The 16,448-nt window shown below is 47.0% G+C and carries 15 protein-coding genes; 7 read left to right on the top strand and 8 right to left on the bottom strand.

The window, feature by feature from the left end:
* Window positions 1-36: 36 nt before the first annotated feature.
* The 5 genes from arsB to GWR21_RS10465 form a co-directional block, all read right to left on the bottom strand.
* Complete coding sequence (arsB, locus tag GWR21_RS10485; protein ID WP_162331696.1) at window positions 37-1,116, bottom strand: ACR3 family arsenite efflux transporter; 1,080 nt, start codon at window positions 1,114-1,116, stop codon at window positions 37-39.
* Between the two features lie 2 nt (window positions 1,117-1,118).
* Window positions 1,119-1,535, bottom strand: coding sequence for an arsenate reductase ArsC (locus GWR21_RS10480; protein WP_162331695.1), 417 nt, complete (start codon window positions 1,533-1,535; stop codon window positions 1,119-1,121).
* Window positions 1,536-1,559: 24 nt separating this feature from the next.
* Window positions 1,560-2,402, bottom strand: a complete 843-nt coding sequence (locus GWR21_RS10475) for an arsenite methyltransferase (protein ID WP_162331694.1) — start codon at window positions 2,400-2,402, stop codon at window positions 1,560-1,562.
* Between the two features lie 57 nt (window positions 2,403-2,459).
* Window positions 2,460-2,792, bottom strand: a complete 333-nt coding sequence (locus GWR21_RS10470; protein ID WP_162331693.1) for an ArsR/SmtB family transcription factor — start codon at window positions 2,790-2,792, stop codon at window positions 2,460-2,462.
* 107 nt (window positions 2,793-2,899) lie between these two features.
* Window positions 2,900-3,781 (bottom strand): helix-turn-helix domain-containing protein, encoded by an 882-nt coding sequence (locus GWR21_RS10465; protein WP_162331692.1) that lies wholly within the window; start codon window positions 3,779-3,781, stop codon window positions 2,900-2,902.
* Between the two features lie 219 nt (window positions 3,782-4,000).
* Here GWR21_RS10465 and GWR21_RS10460 point away from each other — a divergent pair, with 219 nt between their 5' ends.
* From GWR21_RS10460 to GWR21_RS10435, 6 genes are all read left to right on the top strand, one after another.
* Window positions 4,001-4,651, top strand: coding sequence for an NAD(P)-dependent oxidoreductase (locus tag GWR21_RS10460; protein ID WP_162331691.1), 651 nt, complete (start codon window positions 4,001-4,003; stop codon window positions 4,649-4,651).
* 188 nt (window positions 4,652-4,839) lie between these two features.
* Window positions 4,840-5,976, top strand: coding sequence for an efflux RND transporter periplasmic adaptor subunit (locus GWR21_RS10455; protein ID WP_162331690.1), 1,137 nt, complete (start codon window positions 4,840-4,842; stop codon window positions 5,974-5,976).
* A 23-nt stretch (window positions 5,977-5,999) separates the two neighbouring features.
* Entirely contained in the window at window positions 6,000-9,179 is a 3,180-nt protein-coding gene (locus GWR21_RS10450; protein WP_162331689.1) for an efflux RND transporter permease subunit, read from the top strand.
* Window positions 9,180-9,185: 6 nt separating this feature from the next.
* On the top strand, window positions 9,186-10,589 hold the full coding sequence (locus GWR21_RS10445; RefSeq protein WP_162331688.1) for an efflux transporter outer membrane subunit: 1,404 nt from the start codon (window positions 9,186-9,188) through the stop codon (window positions 10,587-10,589).
* A gap of 126 nt (window positions 10,590-10,715) precedes the next feature.
* The gene (locus tag GWR21_RS10440; protein WP_162331687.1) at window positions 10,716-11,816 is read left to right on the top strand and encodes a sensor histidine kinase; all 1,101 of its coding nucleotides are present in this window, start codon (window positions 10,716-10,718) and stop codon (window positions 11,814-11,816) included.
* An 11-nt stretch (window positions 11,817-11,827) separates the two neighbouring features.
* The gene (locus GWR21_RS10435; RefSeq protein ID WP_162331686.1) at window positions 11,828-12,586 is read left to right on the top strand and encodes a LytR/AlgR family response regulator transcription factor; all 759 of its coding nucleotides are present in this window, start codon (window positions 11,828-11,830) and stop codon (window positions 12,584-12,586) included.
* 260 nt (window positions 12,587-12,846) lie between these two features.
* On the opposite strand, the gene GWR21_RS10430 is transcribed toward GWR21_RS10435, so the two are convergent.
* Window positions 12,847-13,041 carry a hypothetical protein gene (locus GWR21_RS10430; protein WP_162331685.1) on the bottom strand — a complete coding sequence of 65 codons (195 nt, stop codon included), beginning with the start codon at window positions 13,039-13,041 and terminating at the stop codon, window positions 12,847-12,849.
* Between the two features lie 368 nt (window positions 13,042-13,409).
* Here GWR21_RS10430 and GWR21_RS10425 point away from each other — a divergent pair, with 368 nt between their 5' ends.
* Entirely contained in the window at window positions 13,410-13,934 is a 525-nt protein-coding gene (locus tag GWR21_RS10425; protein ID WP_162331684.1) for a hypothetical protein, read from the top strand.
* 61 nt (window positions 13,935-13,995) lie between these two features.
* Here the strand turns inward: GWR21_RS10425 and GWR21_RS10420 are convergent, their stop codons facing one another.
* Both GWR21_RS10420 and GWR21_RS10415 read right to left on the bottom strand, forming a co-directional pair.
* Window positions 13,996-14,655: a helix-turn-helix domain-containing protein gene (locus GWR21_RS10420; RefSeq protein WP_162331683.1), complete on the bottom strand. Its 660-nt coding sequence runs from the start codon at window positions 14,653-14,655 to the stop codon at window positions 13,996-13,998.
* Between the two features lie 159 nt (window positions 14,656-14,814).
* Window positions 14,815-16,422, bottom strand: a complete 1,608-nt coding sequence (locus GWR21_RS10415; RefSeq protein WP_162331682.1) for a T9SS type B sorting domain-containing protein — start codon at window positions 16,420-16,422, stop codon at window positions 14,815-14,817.
* Between the last annotated feature and the right edge of the window lie 26 nt (window positions 16,423-16,448).

The raw sequence follows: 16,448 nt of genomic DNA, 5'->3' as shown, positions 1-16,448 counted from the left end.
CCACTATCAGCTATTTCATAGGTTCTGAAAAAATAGCTACTGATCTAAAGCCGGCTTTGTATAGTATTTCCGGCGTAATATGAATGCCACCTTTACCAGGGCTATAAGCGCAGGTACTTCCACTAAGGGGCCGATCACACCCGCCAATGCCTGACCGGAACTGATCCCGAACACACCTACGGCCACGGCGATCGCAAGTTCAAAATTGTTACCGGCAGCAGTGAACGAGATCGCTGCACTCTGAGAATAATCGGCGCCAACCGCCTTCCCGGCAAAAAAACTAATGAAGAACATAATGGCAAAGTAGATGACCAGCGGTAAGGCAATACGTAATACATCCATTGGTAATGCTACAATGACGGCTCCTTTAAGGCTGAACATGACTATAATGGTAAAAAGCAGGGCTATTAAGGTGACGGGAGAAATGAAAGGAATAAATACCTCCCGGAACCATTGCTCCCCCCTGATCTTTAATAACAGATACCGGCTGATGATGCCTGCTGCAAAAGGAATACCCAGGTAGATCAGCACACTTTCAGCAATCTCTTTGAGTGTTACACCGATTGAAATTCCTGTGTACCCGAACAGGGGGGGTAAAATGTCTAAAAAAACATAGGCATATACACTATATAGAAATACCTGGAATATACTGTTCAATGCTACCAGTCCTGCGGCATACTCCCGGTTGCCGTCTGCAAGTTCGTTCCATACGATGACCATTGCAATGCAGCGTGCCAGCCCGATAAGAATAACACCGGTCATATACGCCGGATAGTCATGCAGGAAAATGATAGCGAGCAGGAACATCAGCACCGGGCCTATTATCCAGTTCAGTAACAATGAAATGCCGAGTACCTTCACATTGCGGAATACTTTTCCGATTTCTTCATATTTTACTTTCGCGAGCGGTGGATACATCATCAGGATCAAACCTATCGCTAAGGGTAAGTTGGTGCTACCTGAAGAAAAGGAAGTAATGAAGGCAGATGAATCAGGAAGGAACCAGCTGATGCCGATACCGATCACCATGGCCAGTAGTATCCATAATGTGAGATAGCGGTCTATATATCCAAGTTTTTTCCTTCCACCGGCCGGATGACAATTTTGATCGCTCATGATCAGGAAAAATGATGTTCTATAAAGTCTTTTGAATACTGTTTGATCTGTTCGCGGACAACCCTGAACTGCTCCATGATCTCGGCTTCAGTACCTGTTGCTTTTGCGGGGTCCGGGAAGTTATAATGGAACTTCTCCGCATTGCCGGGGAAATACGGACAACGCTCTTTTGCATTATCGCACACGGTGATCACATAGTCAAAATCAACATCCCTGTACTCGGTGATATTATTGGATGTATGTGCGGAGATATCAATGCCGTCTTCACGCATGGTAGCGATCGCACGGGGATTCACGCCATGTGTCTCTACACCGGCACTGTATATTACTGCCTTCTCCTGTGCGAAATATCTCAGGTAGCCTTCCGCGATCTGGCTACGACAACTGTTGCCGGTACAGAGTACCAGAATTTTCTTCATATAGCTGAATTGTGGTTCTATTGTTTAATCGCAGCATCCGGGTGCGCAGCAGGATTGCTCTGCCGGCTTTTCTGCATATACGGTAATACTGTAAATGCCTGTCCCGCTGTTCCTGAACTGACTGATTTCTTCAGGAGAGAGGTAAGCAGACAATATATCATCCGGGACCATAATGGCCTTCTTTTTTTGTACGGTTACACTAGTAAAGCCATTGCTGGTGATGAGACCCAGATATTCCGCCTGTTGTATTGCGCCTGATACACAGCCGGCATACATCTCAGCCGCCTGCTGAACGGCAGCAGGTAGTGTTCCTTCCAATACGATATCAGAGATGCTGAAATGTCCTCCTGGCTTCAATACCCGGTAGATCTCCTTAAATACGCCGTCCTTATTAGGTACCAGGTTCAGCACACAGTTGCTGACAATAACATCAGCTGTGTTAGCCGTTACCGGCATTTTTTCAATATCTCCCTGTCTGAACTCCACATTATTATACCCCAGCTTATCTGCATTCGCCCTTGCTTTTTCAATCATCGCAGGTGTAAAGTCAATGCCGATCACCTTACCATTGTCGCCCGTTTCATGACGGGCAATAAAACAATCGTTTCCTGCACCACTACCCAGATCAATAACGGTATTGCCCTTCTTTATCTGTGCAAATTGCGTAGGCAATCCGCATCCAAGTCCCAGGTCCGCATCTTCAGTGTACCCCTGCATCGTCGTATAATCATCACTCATGATATTATACACCTCCGTAGAGCAACCACCGGCGCCACAGCAGGACGCCTGATTCTCTGTCTTGTCCTGTAAGGCAATTTCACTGTACTTCTGCCTTACCATCTCTTTTATTTGCTGGTCAGTAGACATAACATGTAAGATTAAAGTGTATTATTGTAATATTACGATGAATAAAAGCAAAAAAAATCAACAACACTTATTACCCATCAGGTTCACGTCCTGGAAGAAGCTGTTGAACAGCGCCTTATACTGTTGCCATACATCCGGATTGATACAATAGCAAACACTCACTCCTTCGATCGTCCCTTGTATAATACCTGCCTGCTTCAGCTCTTTTAAGTGCTGTGAAGTAGTCGCCTGTGCCAGCCCCAGTTCCTCCACCAGATCGCCGCATACACAGGCATTCTTCCTGACAAGGTACTGTAGTATGGCAATACGTGCCGGGTGCGCCAGCGCTTTCGCCATAGCAGCCATTTCATTCTGTTCTTTTGTAAATAGATCTGTCTTTGATGTGCCCATAAATACCTCATCGCAATATTACGATTAATAAATGAGAATACAATAGCGGACTAAAAATATTTCTTTTTGCATAGTCAGCCCTTCCGGGGCATGTTGGGGGACCCGTTCTACATATGCTCTCTGAATTCAACTGGTGTATGCTGACTATGTTTGCGAAAGTATTTGATGAAATTAGTAGGCTCAAGAAATCCCAGCTGATAAGCAATTTCTTTAATAGTGTCCGTAGAGTGAACCAGTAGTCTTTTTGCTTCCAGCATAATCCTGTCGTCGATCATCTGCTTGGATGTTTTACCAAGGACTTTGGAGGTGGCCTGTGTCAGGCGTTTCTCAGTAACGCTCAATTCAGACGCATAATAATTCACCTGCTTATGTATCCTGAAATGCGATTCCAGCAGATCGCGAAACAATAACACATAATCCAGATCTGCGCCCTTTTTTATTTCCTTAAACCCCTGTGTACGCCGTACCCTTTCGGCTTCCAAAATGAAATTGTGGAGCAGATTTCTAAGTATTTTACCCTGATATGCATCAGGTGACCGCATTACCTCTGTTTCCATCAGCCCCAGTAATGTATTAAAAGCAGTATGTCCCCCGGACAACCTGATAGCAGAAACACCAAACAGATCATTGAACAGGATCGTCTCTTTCAGCATCCGCATATCTTCATCTGTAGAACTAAAGAAAGCATCTGTAAATAAAATGCCTTTACCCTTTACATCGGCCACACTATCATAAAAGTGTACAATATCCTTATTCAGGAACAGCAGCATATTATCCTCAATATGCACGGGTTCAAAATCTACCATATGATCGAACCCGCCTTTCTTATACCATAGAATATGGTAAAAGGATGCCCGGTGTGGCGTAGTCAGCACCACCTTATTTTTATTATAAAGTTCCCCCAGTGAGATCAGTTCAAATTCCACTGGTAACCCATCCTTAAACTGGTAACTGGCTATATCCGTACCTGCATTTGTGCGACGCCCCATATAGTAAAACCTGCTGTTAAAGCAGCAATGTCGTAAGTTTTATCCAGATCACAATATGATCACTAACATACGTTCATAGATCTATAATTGTGAACCCGCAATGATAATAAACCACACCTAAAAACGCGACTTCCCAAAAGTATCATCTAAAGTCCTAAATTTACCTTTACCCAATCCCCAACTATCCGGAACTTTGTGAAACAAAAAATCAATTATAACATGTCAAACATTATACTCATCGGCGCCAGTGGATTCGTGGGCTCAGCTATCTTAAACGAAGCACTCTCAAGAGGCCACCAGGTCACCGCCATCGTCCGCCACCCCGAGAAAGTCACCACTACCCACTCAAACCTGAAAGTCATTGCTGCCGATATACAGAACGCTGCTGCTCTTACCGACATCATCAAAGGCGCTGATGCTGTCATCAGCTCATACAATCCTGGCTGGGGTAATCCGAACATCTATAACGACACCTTAACCGGCTACAAATCCATTATCGACGCTGTTAAGCAGGCAAACGTTACACGTCTGCTCGTAGTAGGTGGCGCAGGCTCCCTGTACGTTAAACCTGGTGTTACCGTAATGGACACCGGCGTGCTACCGGAAGCCATTATGCCAGGTGTAAAGGGCCTTGCTGAAGTGTATTATAATCAGTTAAAACCATTAACAAACCTGGACTGGGCATTTTTCTCCCCTGCAGGCAATATTGCCCCGGGTGAACGTACCGGCAACTACCGCCTTGGTAAAGACGATCTGATCGTAAATGACAAAGGCGAAAGCAACATCTCCGTAGAAGACTACGCAGTCGCAATGATCAATGAACTGGAAACGCCTCAGCATCATAACGAGCGTTTCACTATCGGATACTAGTGTAGTTAGGAATTAGGAATTATAATGCAGCGAAGATATCAGTGCCGTTAAATGATCACATTCCTAATTCCTAATTCTTTCCGTTTCATCCCCCCTTTTTTCCACTTCACCCAATTCCCCTCCTGATCCCCCCTCATTCCAACAGATCTTCGCTCCGGCAATACGAAAAATCTGCCTTAATCAGGAATATGAGTAACAATAGAATGCCGGTACTGCTCGCGTCCCTCTCTATATGGACCATCTTAAACGCTTGTCAGTCCGGTAAAGCCAATGAAGGCGCAGCGCAATCTATGCCGGTTCCGGAACTGCCGGTGCTGACACTGGACACTACTACTGCGCTGACCGTACGGGAATATGCCGCTAATCTCGAAGGAAAGGAGAATGTTGATGTGCGTACACAGGTAGAAGGATATCTCGAGAAAGTATTTGTAGAGGAAGGTAGCTTTGTGACTGCCGGCCAGCCATTATTTAAGATCAACGACAGGCCTTACCAGGCACAACTCGAAAGAGATATGGCCTCCCTGCGTGCGATGCAGTCAGCCGAAGCAAATGCAGCACTCGAAGTGGAAAAAATGAAACCACTGGCTGAAAATAAAGTAGTGTCAGATATCCAGCTGAAAACCGCTCAGACCAATTTACAAACTGCCAGAGCAAACGTAGAACAGGCCAGGGCTGCTATAGCAGCTGCACAGGTGAATGTGAACTTTACGCTGATCAAAGCCCCGGTAAGCGGCTATATAGGAAGGATCCCCAAAAGAGCAGGAAACCTGGTGAACAGTTCAGATGCCGCACCATTAACCACTTTATCCGATATCAGTAAGATCTACGCCTACTTCTCCATGAGTGAGAATGACTTCATCCGCTTCAGCAAAGGAGCGACCGGATCTACTTTACAACAACAACTGAAGCATATGCGCCCTGTATCGCTCGTACTATCTAATGGAGATGACTTCTCCGAAAAGGGACGTATTGAAATGGTAGACGGACAGTTCAACAAAACCACCGCAGCGATCAGCCTGCGTGCTACTTTCCCTAATCCCGCGGCTGTACTGAGGTCTGGCAATACCGGTAAGGTACGTATCGAACAGGTGAATAATGGAGTGGTACTGGTGCCGCAATCTGCCACCATGGAGATGCAGGATAAACTATTCGTGTACCAGCTGGCAGACAGTAACAAAGTGAAAAGGCAATCCATTGTCATTGCCGGTAAAAGCGCTGACAATTTCATTGTGGTGGATGGTATAAAAACAGGTGATAAGATAGTAACCGCAGGTCTGGAAACAATCACCGAAGGTGCTGTTGTGAAACCTGCTGCAAAGAAATAACAAAGCAATAAGCCTAAGAATCTATGCTCAATAAAATTATTCAGAGACCAGTACTGGCTACTGTACTGTCTGTCATCCTCGTGATATTAGGATTAGTGGGACTGAGCCGGCTGCCAGTGACCCAGTTCCCCGACATCGCACCACCCAGTGTCGTTGTTTCCGCTACCTTCCCCGGTGGTAATGCCGCTACTGTACTACGTTCTGTCGTAACGCCCATCGAAGAGGCGGTGAATGGCGTGGAGAACATGACCTATATCCAGTCCACTGCCAGTAATGACGGTACCGCTACTGTCAGCGTATTCTTTAAACTGGGTACTGATCCCGATCAGGCAGCTGTGAATGTACAGAACAGGGTCTCCCAGGTAACCAGTCAGCTGCCAGCCGAAGTGATACAGGCGGGTGTCTCTACCACCAAACAGCAGAACGGTATGATCATGGTACTCGACCTGTATAGTGAAAACAGGCATTCGTATAACGAAACCTTTTTGCAGAACTATGCCAAGATCAATGTGGTGCCTGAACTGAAACGTATCTCAGGTGTCGGACAGGTACAAATATTCGGTGCGAAGGACTACTCCATGCGTGTATGGCTGGACCCTGCGAAACTGGCTGCGCATAATGTGACATCTACCGATGTCCTCAACGCTATCCAGGATCAGAGTCTGGAGGCAGCTCCCGGTAAGTTCGGCGAAGGCAGTAAGGAGCCATTGTCTTATGTGATCAACTACACCGGTAAATTTAATCAGCCGGACCAGTTTGAAAATATCGTAGTCCGCGCAGATGCGGACGGTTCTGTTCTCTACCTGAAAGACCTCGCGCGTGTTGAACTGGGGGCGGCTAACTATACTACAGACAACCGCCTGAATGGAAATGATGCCGTTACCATGGCAGTGTTCCAGACAAATGGCTCCAACGCTAATGCGATCCAGCTGGCTATTGAAGAGACAATGGAGAAGGCGGCCAAAACTTTCCCGAAAGGGATCAAATACCATACGACCTTCAGCACCAAAGAACAGCTGGATGTTTCTATCGAGCAGGTAAAACATACCCTGATCGAAGCATTCATCCTGGTATTTGTGATCGTGTTCATCTTCCTGCAGGACTTCCGTTCCACCCTCATCCCTGCTATCGCGGTACCGGTATCACTGGTGGGTACCTTCTTCTTTCTGCAGATGCTGGGTTTCTCTATCAATATGCTGACGCTCTTCGCACTGGTGCTGGCCATTGGTATCGTGGTGGATGATGCGATCGTCGTCGTGGAGGCGGTACATGGTAAAATGGAACGTTCACACCTCGGTGCAAGAGCTGCTACTGTCTCTGCATTAAGTGAGATCTCCGGCGCTATTATTTCCATCACCCTGGTGATGACCGCCGTTTTCCTCCCTGTAGGTTTCATGGAAGGGCCTACTGGTGTGTTCTACCGTCAGTTTGCCTTTACATTGGCCGTGGCTATCCTGATCTCCGCATTCAATGCATTGACACTAAGTCCTGCGCTGTGTGCATTACTGCTGAAGAACAACCATGCGGACCCTTCAGCTAAGGGGAAGAAAGGTTTTAAACAACGGTTTTTCTCTGCTTTCAATAAGGGCTTTAATGCGGTGACCAGCAAATATACCCGTGGAGTAAGATCGCTTGTCCGTTTCAGGTGGATCGGATTAGGGGCACTCGCTGCTATCACGGGGGTTTCCATATGGCTGATGAACAGTACGCCGAAAGGATTCATTCCGAATGAAGACGGTAGCTTCGCGGTGATCTCGCTCAATTTACCAGCTGGTGCAGGTCTTGACCGTACAACGGCTGTATTGAAACGTGCCGATAGTATCATGCGTAGCATCCCGGCAGTGGAATCGGCTACGACGATCTCAGGATTCAACCTGCTGAGTAACAGCTCCGGCCCTGCGTATGCCCTGGGCTTCATGAAACTGAAACCTATACAGGAACGTGGGGACGTACAGCAGATCGATGCGGTAACTGCCCTGATAGGAGAGAAGTTATCTGCGATCAGGGAAGGTACTTTTGCGGTCTTTACTTTCCCGACCGTACCTGGTTTCGGTAGCTTCAATGGTCTGGAACTGGTGTTACAGGACCGTACCGGCGGCTCAATCGACAAATTCAGTCAGACGGCCAATCAGTTCATTGGTGAGATGATGCAGCAACCTGAAATAGCTGTCGCATTCACCATGTTCCGTGCCGATTTTCCGCAATTCCAGCTCGAAGTGGACGCTGTCAAAGCCAAACAACTGGGTGTCAGTATCAGTGACCTGATGCGTAACCTGCAAACTAACTATGGTAGCAGCCAGGCATCCGACTTCAACCTCTTTGGTAAGTATTACCGTGTGATGGTGCAGGCCGATCCTGAAGCCCGCAGTGTACCGGAAAGTCTGGAAAGCATGTATGTGAAAAACGATAAAGGTGCCATGGTACCGGTGAATAACATCGTCAAACTGAAACGGGTGTACGGTCCTGAAACCATGAACCGTTACAACCTGTACAACTCCATTGCGATCAACGCCATCCCGAAACCCGGTTACAGTACCGGTGATGCGATCCATGCAGTAGAGCGGCTGGCGGCATCTAAGCTGCCTGCGGGGTATAGCTACGAATGGACGGGGCTTAGCCGTGAAGAGAAACTCTCTGGTAGCCAGATGGTCGTGATCTTCGCGCTGGCGCTTGTCTTCGTATACTTCCTGCTGGCTGCCCAGTACGAAAGTTATATCCTGCCACTGGCGGTACTGCTCTCGATCCCAACAGGTATCCTCGGTGTGTTCCTGGCTATCCGTGCGGCAGGTATTGATAACAATATCTATGTGCAGGTAGGCCTGGTGATGCTGATAGGACTGCTGGCTAAAAATGCCATCCTGATAGTTGAATTTGCTGTACAACGAAGGAAGGCGGGTAAGTCACTGGTGGCTGCTGCTATCGAAGCGGCTAAACTGAGGCTACGACCTATCATCATGACGTCCCTGGCATTCATCGCCGGTCTGTTACCGCTGATGACCGTTAAAGGCCCTTCCGCACAGGGTAACCACTCTATCAGTATCAGTACTGCCGGAGGTATGCTCACGGGCGTGATCCTGGGCGTATTTATCATTCCTGTGCTGTTTGTGGTCTTCCAGTACCTCCAGGAAAAGGTTTCCCGTAAACCGCCGGTTGATCCTTCAACAGATCATGTGAAGTTACACCATGCTCAAATGCAACACTAATCAACAATGAACAGATACTTATATATCATAGGTCTTGCGGCTGTCACCGCTACCTCCTGTAAGGTAGGGAAGGAGTATACCAGACCATCGGTGGATATGCCTGCGCAGTTTCGCGGACAATCAGCTGCCGATACGAACAACATCGCCGCACTGCCTGTACAGTCGTTCATTAAGGACGCTGCGCTCCTCAGACTGATCGACAGTGCCATTGCGAAGAACTTTGATGCACAGATCGCACTCAGGAACATCGAGTCTGCCGGTGCTTCTCTGAAATCAGCCCGCCTGGGCCGCCTCCCTGACCTGAGCCTGCAGGTACAGGGTACGCGTAACTGGCCTTCTAAAAACAGTTTGAACGGCTCCCTGTCAGAACAGTTCATCGGTACCCGTTACATGGATGACTACAACGCCGGTCTTTCCCTGTCATGGGAGGTGATCGCCTGGGGTAAGATCAGCCGGTTAAAAGAAGCTTCCCTGGCAACTTACCTGCAATCTACCGAAGCGGCCAAAGCGGTGAGGACACGCGTGGTAAGCGATGTCGCACAGGCCTACTATAATCTTCTCATGCTGGATACACAGCGTGAAGTGGCCTACCGGAACATGCAGCTGACCGATAGTACCCTGCGTATTATCCGGTTGCAATACAATTCAGGTATGGTAACCAACCTGGCCATCGAACAGACCGAGGCCCAGCTCCGTGTAGCGAAGGCGCTTATTCCGCAGATAGAACAGCAGATCGCTGTACAGGAGCATGCGTTGAAGATGCTGACGGGTGAGATGCCCGGCACGATCGTCAGGAATAAGCTCCAGGATATCGTGACTGACACCTTGTTATCTGCCGGTGTTCCAGCCACGCTGCTCTCGCGCAGGCCAGATGTGCTAGCGGCAGAGATGGCGGTTAAAACAGCCAACGCTCGTGCCGGCATTGCGGAAGCTGCCATGTATCCGGCGCTGAACATTACCGCAGGCGTAGGCGTAAATTCATTTAAGATCAATAACTGGTTAAATATTCCGGGCAGCCTTTTTGAAACAGTAGGCGGCAGTATCACCCAACCTGTATTCAGACGCAGGCAATTAAGAACAGAATGGGAAACAGCTAAGATAGAATGGGAAAAGAGTGCGATTGAGTTTAGGCGCTCCGTCGTTACTGCTGTACAGGAAGTGAGTGATGCGCTGGCAAAAATGGACAAGCTGAAAGAGCAGTACACTTTTACACAGCAACGTGTCGACAGATTGGAAATTGCTACGCACGATGCCAGCCTGCTGTTTCAAAACGGTATGGCCAACTACCTGGAAGTGATCACGGCGCAGAGTAATGCCCTGCAAAGTGAACTGGACCTAGCTGCCGTTAAACGCGATCAGCTCAATGCAGCCATCGATCTCTACCGCGCGTTAGGCGGCGGTTGGAAATAGAGCGCTTGCAGGAAATTGGCTACCTTCAGTACTTCATTAGGAATTGGGAATTAGGAATCAGGAATGGTTGCTTTGTCAACAGCCTGTATCCTCAGTCCTGGTTCCTAATTTAATTTCTCGTTCCAAATGGTAAACACCAAAGCAGACAAGGATAAACTCTTCGATAAATACTACCGGGTATTAGTGATCCCGCTGGCTTTTATACTATACATGTTCATTTCCTACGTGATCAACCCGTTCAGCAAATACTGGGAATACGTTTCCAGACTATCTGGTCCCAGAAGGACACTTGAACTGTTCTTTGCACTGATCATCTCCTGGGCAATTGCAGAGGTAAGTCTCGCTGCTGCCAGGTGGATGGATAAATGGGTCCCGTGGGAAAGACAACCATTGAAAAGATTCGTCTTCCAGACAATAGCGGTGTTAATAGCTGTGTTTGCGCTGCTGAACGTACTTGAGTATACCTTGTTCTACTGCTGTGCGCCGCCGCAGGAAGAGTTGGACAAGATCGACAAAGCAGAACAATGGCCGTTCTATGTTATCTGTGGATTGGTATCCATCCTGATCAGTGCTGTGCATACCGGTAACTATCTGTTGAAACGCTGGAAGACATCCATGCTGGAAGCCGCACAGTTGCAGCTGGATGCTGCAAAATTAAAGGAAACAGCTATGCAGGCTCAGTTACAGTCGCTCAAATTGCAACTCGACCCTCACTTCCTCTTTAATAATTTCAGTACACTGTCTGCCCTGATAGAAGAGGAGCCACAGCTGGCTAACTCTTTCCTGGAAAAGCTGTCCAGGGTGTACCGCTATATGATCGCTAACCTGAACAGCGACGTGATTAGCCTTAACCAGGAACTGAAATTCATTCAGTCCTACATCTTCCTGATAGAGATCAGACATGGCCACAATGTGAACATCCGTGTCAATGTCTCTGATGCGAACAGGATCAGTGGTATACCTCCCATTACACTACAACTGTTGATAGAGAACGCGATCAAACACAATATCGCTTCCGCACAGCAACCACTCTATATCACTATTTATGACGAAGGGGATAACCTGATCGTTAAAAACAATATTCAACTGATACCGCACACCCTGCCTTCTACCGGACTGGGGCTGGAAAATATCAGAAAGCGCTATGCACTGCTCTTTGAAAAGGAAGTAGCGATCGATGATACCGGGAAAGAATTTCTCGTGCGCTTACCATTGGTTGATCTCTAAAAAGAATAACTATGCAGGTAGTCATAATTGAAGATGAAAAACCCAACGTTACACGACTGAAGAAAATGCTGACCGATGTCGATCCTGGCATTGAAGTCATTGCCGTACTCGATACCATTACAGAAAGCGTATCCTGGTTTCAGCAGAACGAACATCCCGATGTGGTACTGATGGATATCCGTATTGCTGATGGGCTAAGCTTTGATATTTTTCCCAGCATCCGGTTCCAATGCCCGGTCATCTTTGTCACCGCTTATGATGAATATGCTGTCCGTGCCTTTAAAGTGAATAGTTTAGATTATCTCTTAAAGCCAGTTGAACGAGACGACCTGCAGCAGGCACTGAACAAGGTAAAGGCCGTAAAACAGCAACCCGATACGGATGGCCTGATGAAGCACCTGCTGGAACTGCTGAGTAAAAAAGAGGCTACTTACCGTACCCGCTTTATGATCCCTTTTCGTGATGAATACAGGACCATTCCTGTCACTGATATTGACTTCATCTGCTATAGCCTGGCAGGTACCCATCTCGTCCTGAAAGACTGTACGCATGTGCCTGTCAGCCTCACCCTGGAAGAACTTGAAGAGCAGCTGGATCCACAGGTCTTCTTCCGTGTCAACCGGCAGCATATTATTCATGCGGACAGCATCGATAAGATACAGACTTATTCCACCAGCAAACTGCGCGTTGTCCTGAAACGGGATGCTGAAAGAGAGATCCTTATCAGCAGAGAGAAGGTACCCCTGTTTAAACAATGGCTTGACAGGTAACAAACATCAACTATCTCCTCTCGCGCGTTGAATCCAGTCTTTCTCTACTTCTTAGCTGCTGTACATGCCGGCGTCGGATCTGTGCAGGCCCGCGAAAAGAGTAGTAGCGCCGCCAGTGACGGAAGAGAAGCCGGAAATGATCGGAACAGACGTATGGCACCATGCCGTCTGCGCCATCGCGACGGGGGTGGTCTATGAGGCATTAAAAAACCAGAATAGATGATGCCGGATGTACCGGTATCACCGGTACATCCGGTGCATTAATGATATTTTTTCTGCTGACCGGGAGCAAACGGCTTGGCGGATTTTGATCCGGTAAGTTTTTTAGCCTGGCCTGGCGGCATACCATGTGGATGCCCTTTTGGTGTAGCTTCGTAAGCGCATGAGGAAATGGTGAATACGACCCATAGACAACACAATAATGCCATCAGTACAGATCTGCTTTTAGTACGCATAGTGTAATGTTTTAATACTTCCTTATTGTCAACGGGCAAATATAATACCAGACTACAATCATGTAGCCGATATCCCTGAAATAAGGACTATTCCCTGCAGCTATTTCCTTTTTTTGGTTGTTTTTTGAATAGCAATAGTCTATCGTTTCGGCAAAAATCTGAGTACATTCCTGGAAGAAGGGACAGAATAGGAGATAGCGAAAAACAACCGGCCGGGAAGATGATATTCTAATATTTCATATGTATATTTGTAGTGTCGAGACAGGTGTTCGAACTGGCAGTACCTCCCTATACAGATCGTTCAGTCGTGTACGCAGATACACTGCGGTGGTGGCAATGATATTTGTGATTCCCTTTCAAATTATCGTATGAAAAAGCATTCAGGCCGGTTGTTGTTTACATTCTTCTTCTTGTCATTCTCTATGACTGTCTTCTCTTGTGGAAAAGTAAAACGTGATGAGGTGCAGTTACTGGGAAAACAGCATGACCTGATAAGCGATGCCGCAGATAAAGATGCGCTTACCTACCATTCCTCAACGCCCGATACGGACGATAATAAGCAGCGTTTCAGAGAACATCTGGAAACAGCTGTTACGCCTGATGTGAAAGAACTGTTCACATCAGGCCATGTGATGGGCATAGATAATTCCGTCCTGATGTCTTTTACCTGTGAGCAGTCAACCATCAACAGGATCATCAGAAAGAACGGCATGGAATTGTCTACGGATACTACTGATAAAGGATTGTATATAACAGGTTGCCCGCAGTGGTGGAACAAGGACGCTATTGAAAACCTGGTGCCTTACAAAGCAGGTGAGGAAGATGGTTTCTGGCAGTATCTCTGGTATAATCCTGTGACAAAGCAGGCATTCTACGAAGAGTTCAGTATGTAAGGACACCTGGCACTATTCAATTATCCATCTACTATCCCATTTACTATCATTGAAGAATGATCTAACTGTCAGGTGTTTTCTTGCGGGACATCGCCGGATAGGCGCCGTACATGTTTTTGAAGGTACGGGAAAAGTTATAGTCATTGCTGTATCCCAGTTCGTCTGCAATATCAGCCACGGTCATGTCTGTATTCTCCAGCAGATACTTTGCACGTTGCATCACCTGTTCCAGTATGAAATCACTGATCTTCACGCCAAAGGTTTTGGAGAATGCCCTGCTTAATGATTTCTCATTAATGAAGTGTTTCTTCGCCAGTGAGCGCAGGCTATGCACATGAATATTCGGATAGAGCATCACTTCATTTCTGATCAGCATCATCGTTGTAGCAAGCGCTGTTTCCGCACTTAATGCGGACACCTGCTTCTCCTGGTATTCTGTCAGTAGTTCTATACTGACCGTCCTTAATGCATAACCAGGCATCTGCCCGCCCATCAATGGTTCAGATACATGATCGAGATAATGCATCATTGCAGGACTGATCGTCACAGGTGGTGGTGTACTGTTTGTTGTATCATGCATGGATGCAGGTATGACGGCCACTTGTTTAGCACGTATCATTTCAAGTAACAATTGTAACGGGGCTGTACCTTGTGGGGGTTGGTTTTCAGTTGCACAAGCTTCCAGTTCAAAGTGCAGCGCCGCGAATACTACCAGTTGCATACAGGTTAAGTGATTAACAGTGATTAAGTTACGTCATTTAACTGCAATCCCGGCGGCTATCAACGTAAATAATCTTTTTTCATATGTAGGTAGCAGTATTGTATGTTAATAAAAAAGGCGTTCACCAGGGTGAACGCCTCCAGTTATCTTGTCAGCATACTATCTGAACATGGTCAGTGTACCCTGCTGCTGCATCTGTTGTTTTTTACTGTCTGTATAGGTAACTCTCCATACATATGTGCCCGGAGGCAGATCAGCTCCCCTCATTTTTCCATCCCATCCGGACTCCGGGTCTGTCGTTTCATAGATCAGTTGTCCCCATCTGCCGAAGATGGTCATCCGGAACTCCGTCACATCATCCTGCATACGTGCCTTGAACAGATCGTTCTTACCATCGCCGTTCGGACTGAATGCGGTAGGCATGTAGATAGCACAGTCATTCATTCCCCGCTCAACAGTAATATTTCCTTCTACCATACAATTGTGATCATCTCTCACCCTGTAATGGTAACTACCTGCATCAAGATGATGGAAACGATTGTCGGTCTGTGTGGCTGTATCTGAAATACTATAGTGATAGGGCGCAGTACCTCCGGAAGGACTGAGAATGATCTGACCATCTCTTACGCTGCTGCAGGAGAGCGGCTTGGCTATCGCGTCTTTCACCTGTAAAATAAGCGGATTCGGTATGTTGACCGGCTGCATTTTATAACAGCCCATACTATCCGTTACTTTCAATGTATAATAGTTCGCGCGCAGCTCACTGAATACGGGAGAATCCTGCTCAGGGGACTGATTGACCAAAGCATATTTATAGGGCGGCTTACTGCCACTTACATTGGCATCGATAGCAGCGTCTGATTCTCCGTTACAACTGATGGGCGTGACTTTCGGATCAATGTTTATATCCCATTGTCTGACCTCTATGCTTTCCGCTCTTGAATAACCTTTCGTTGTGTTAGTGACCGTAACAGTATAAACGCCTGCCGGCAATTGAGCAACTTCCTGTGTAGTATATCCGCCTGGTTGCCAGCGGAAGCTATAGTTGTCTTTGTCATGGGTATTCATTGTTACGGATACCTTTCCTGCGCTATGTCCGTAACAGGTATTTTCAGCATGTACATCAAAGTTGAGTGTCTCTTCGATCATGGAGATGTTGTCAAGGAATGTTACAACATAACAGGTATCATCATAATCAGTTACATAAGGTTCGAACCGGAGATGTGCGTAGGTTTTTTTGGGCTTCAGTACTGCTGTGAATCTTTTCCATTTTCTATCGTAGTAAGCACCTGAGTACCAGATGCGCTCCCCTATATCCGCTTCAGAGTCAGCCCCTAATATGGCCAGCGCTGTTGAAGTAGCCGCTGTTCCATCACTTCTGTCATCTTCAGGCATTAATGCCATATCAAAAGAGATCAGATATGCTTTACCCGCTTCTATCGGTTTGGATAACTGCTGACCGATCGATGTCCATACAGCATGACCTGCAGATGTATTGTTCTCAGAGGCAGCCAGTAATGCAGCATAGGTCTTACCTTCCGAAGGTGGTATCTCATTACTGGAACCCATCGGTAACGTATATGCGATCAGGTTGACAGACCGCTGATACCATGGTGGTGGTATACCATTTATCGTCGGTTGTCCTTCAAACGAAGGATTCTGCAGATAAATTGGATCTGTTTGTGACCGGGCTGCTTGTGGTAGCGTGATCAATAAAGATACGATAATGGTTTTCAGTATGTTGAAGTGTACACTGAAGGTTTTCATAGATTATATTACGGGTATAGGTAATA

The sequence above is a fragment of the Chitinophaga agri genome, from assembly GCF_010093065.1.
Taxonomy (GTDB): domain Bacteria; phylum Bacteroidota; class Bacteroidia; order Chitinophagales; family Chitinophagaceae; genus Chitinophaga; species Chitinophaga agri.
The sequence above is the reverse complement of the archived record's forward strand: the minus strand, read 5'-3'. Positions and strand labels throughout refer to the sequence as shown.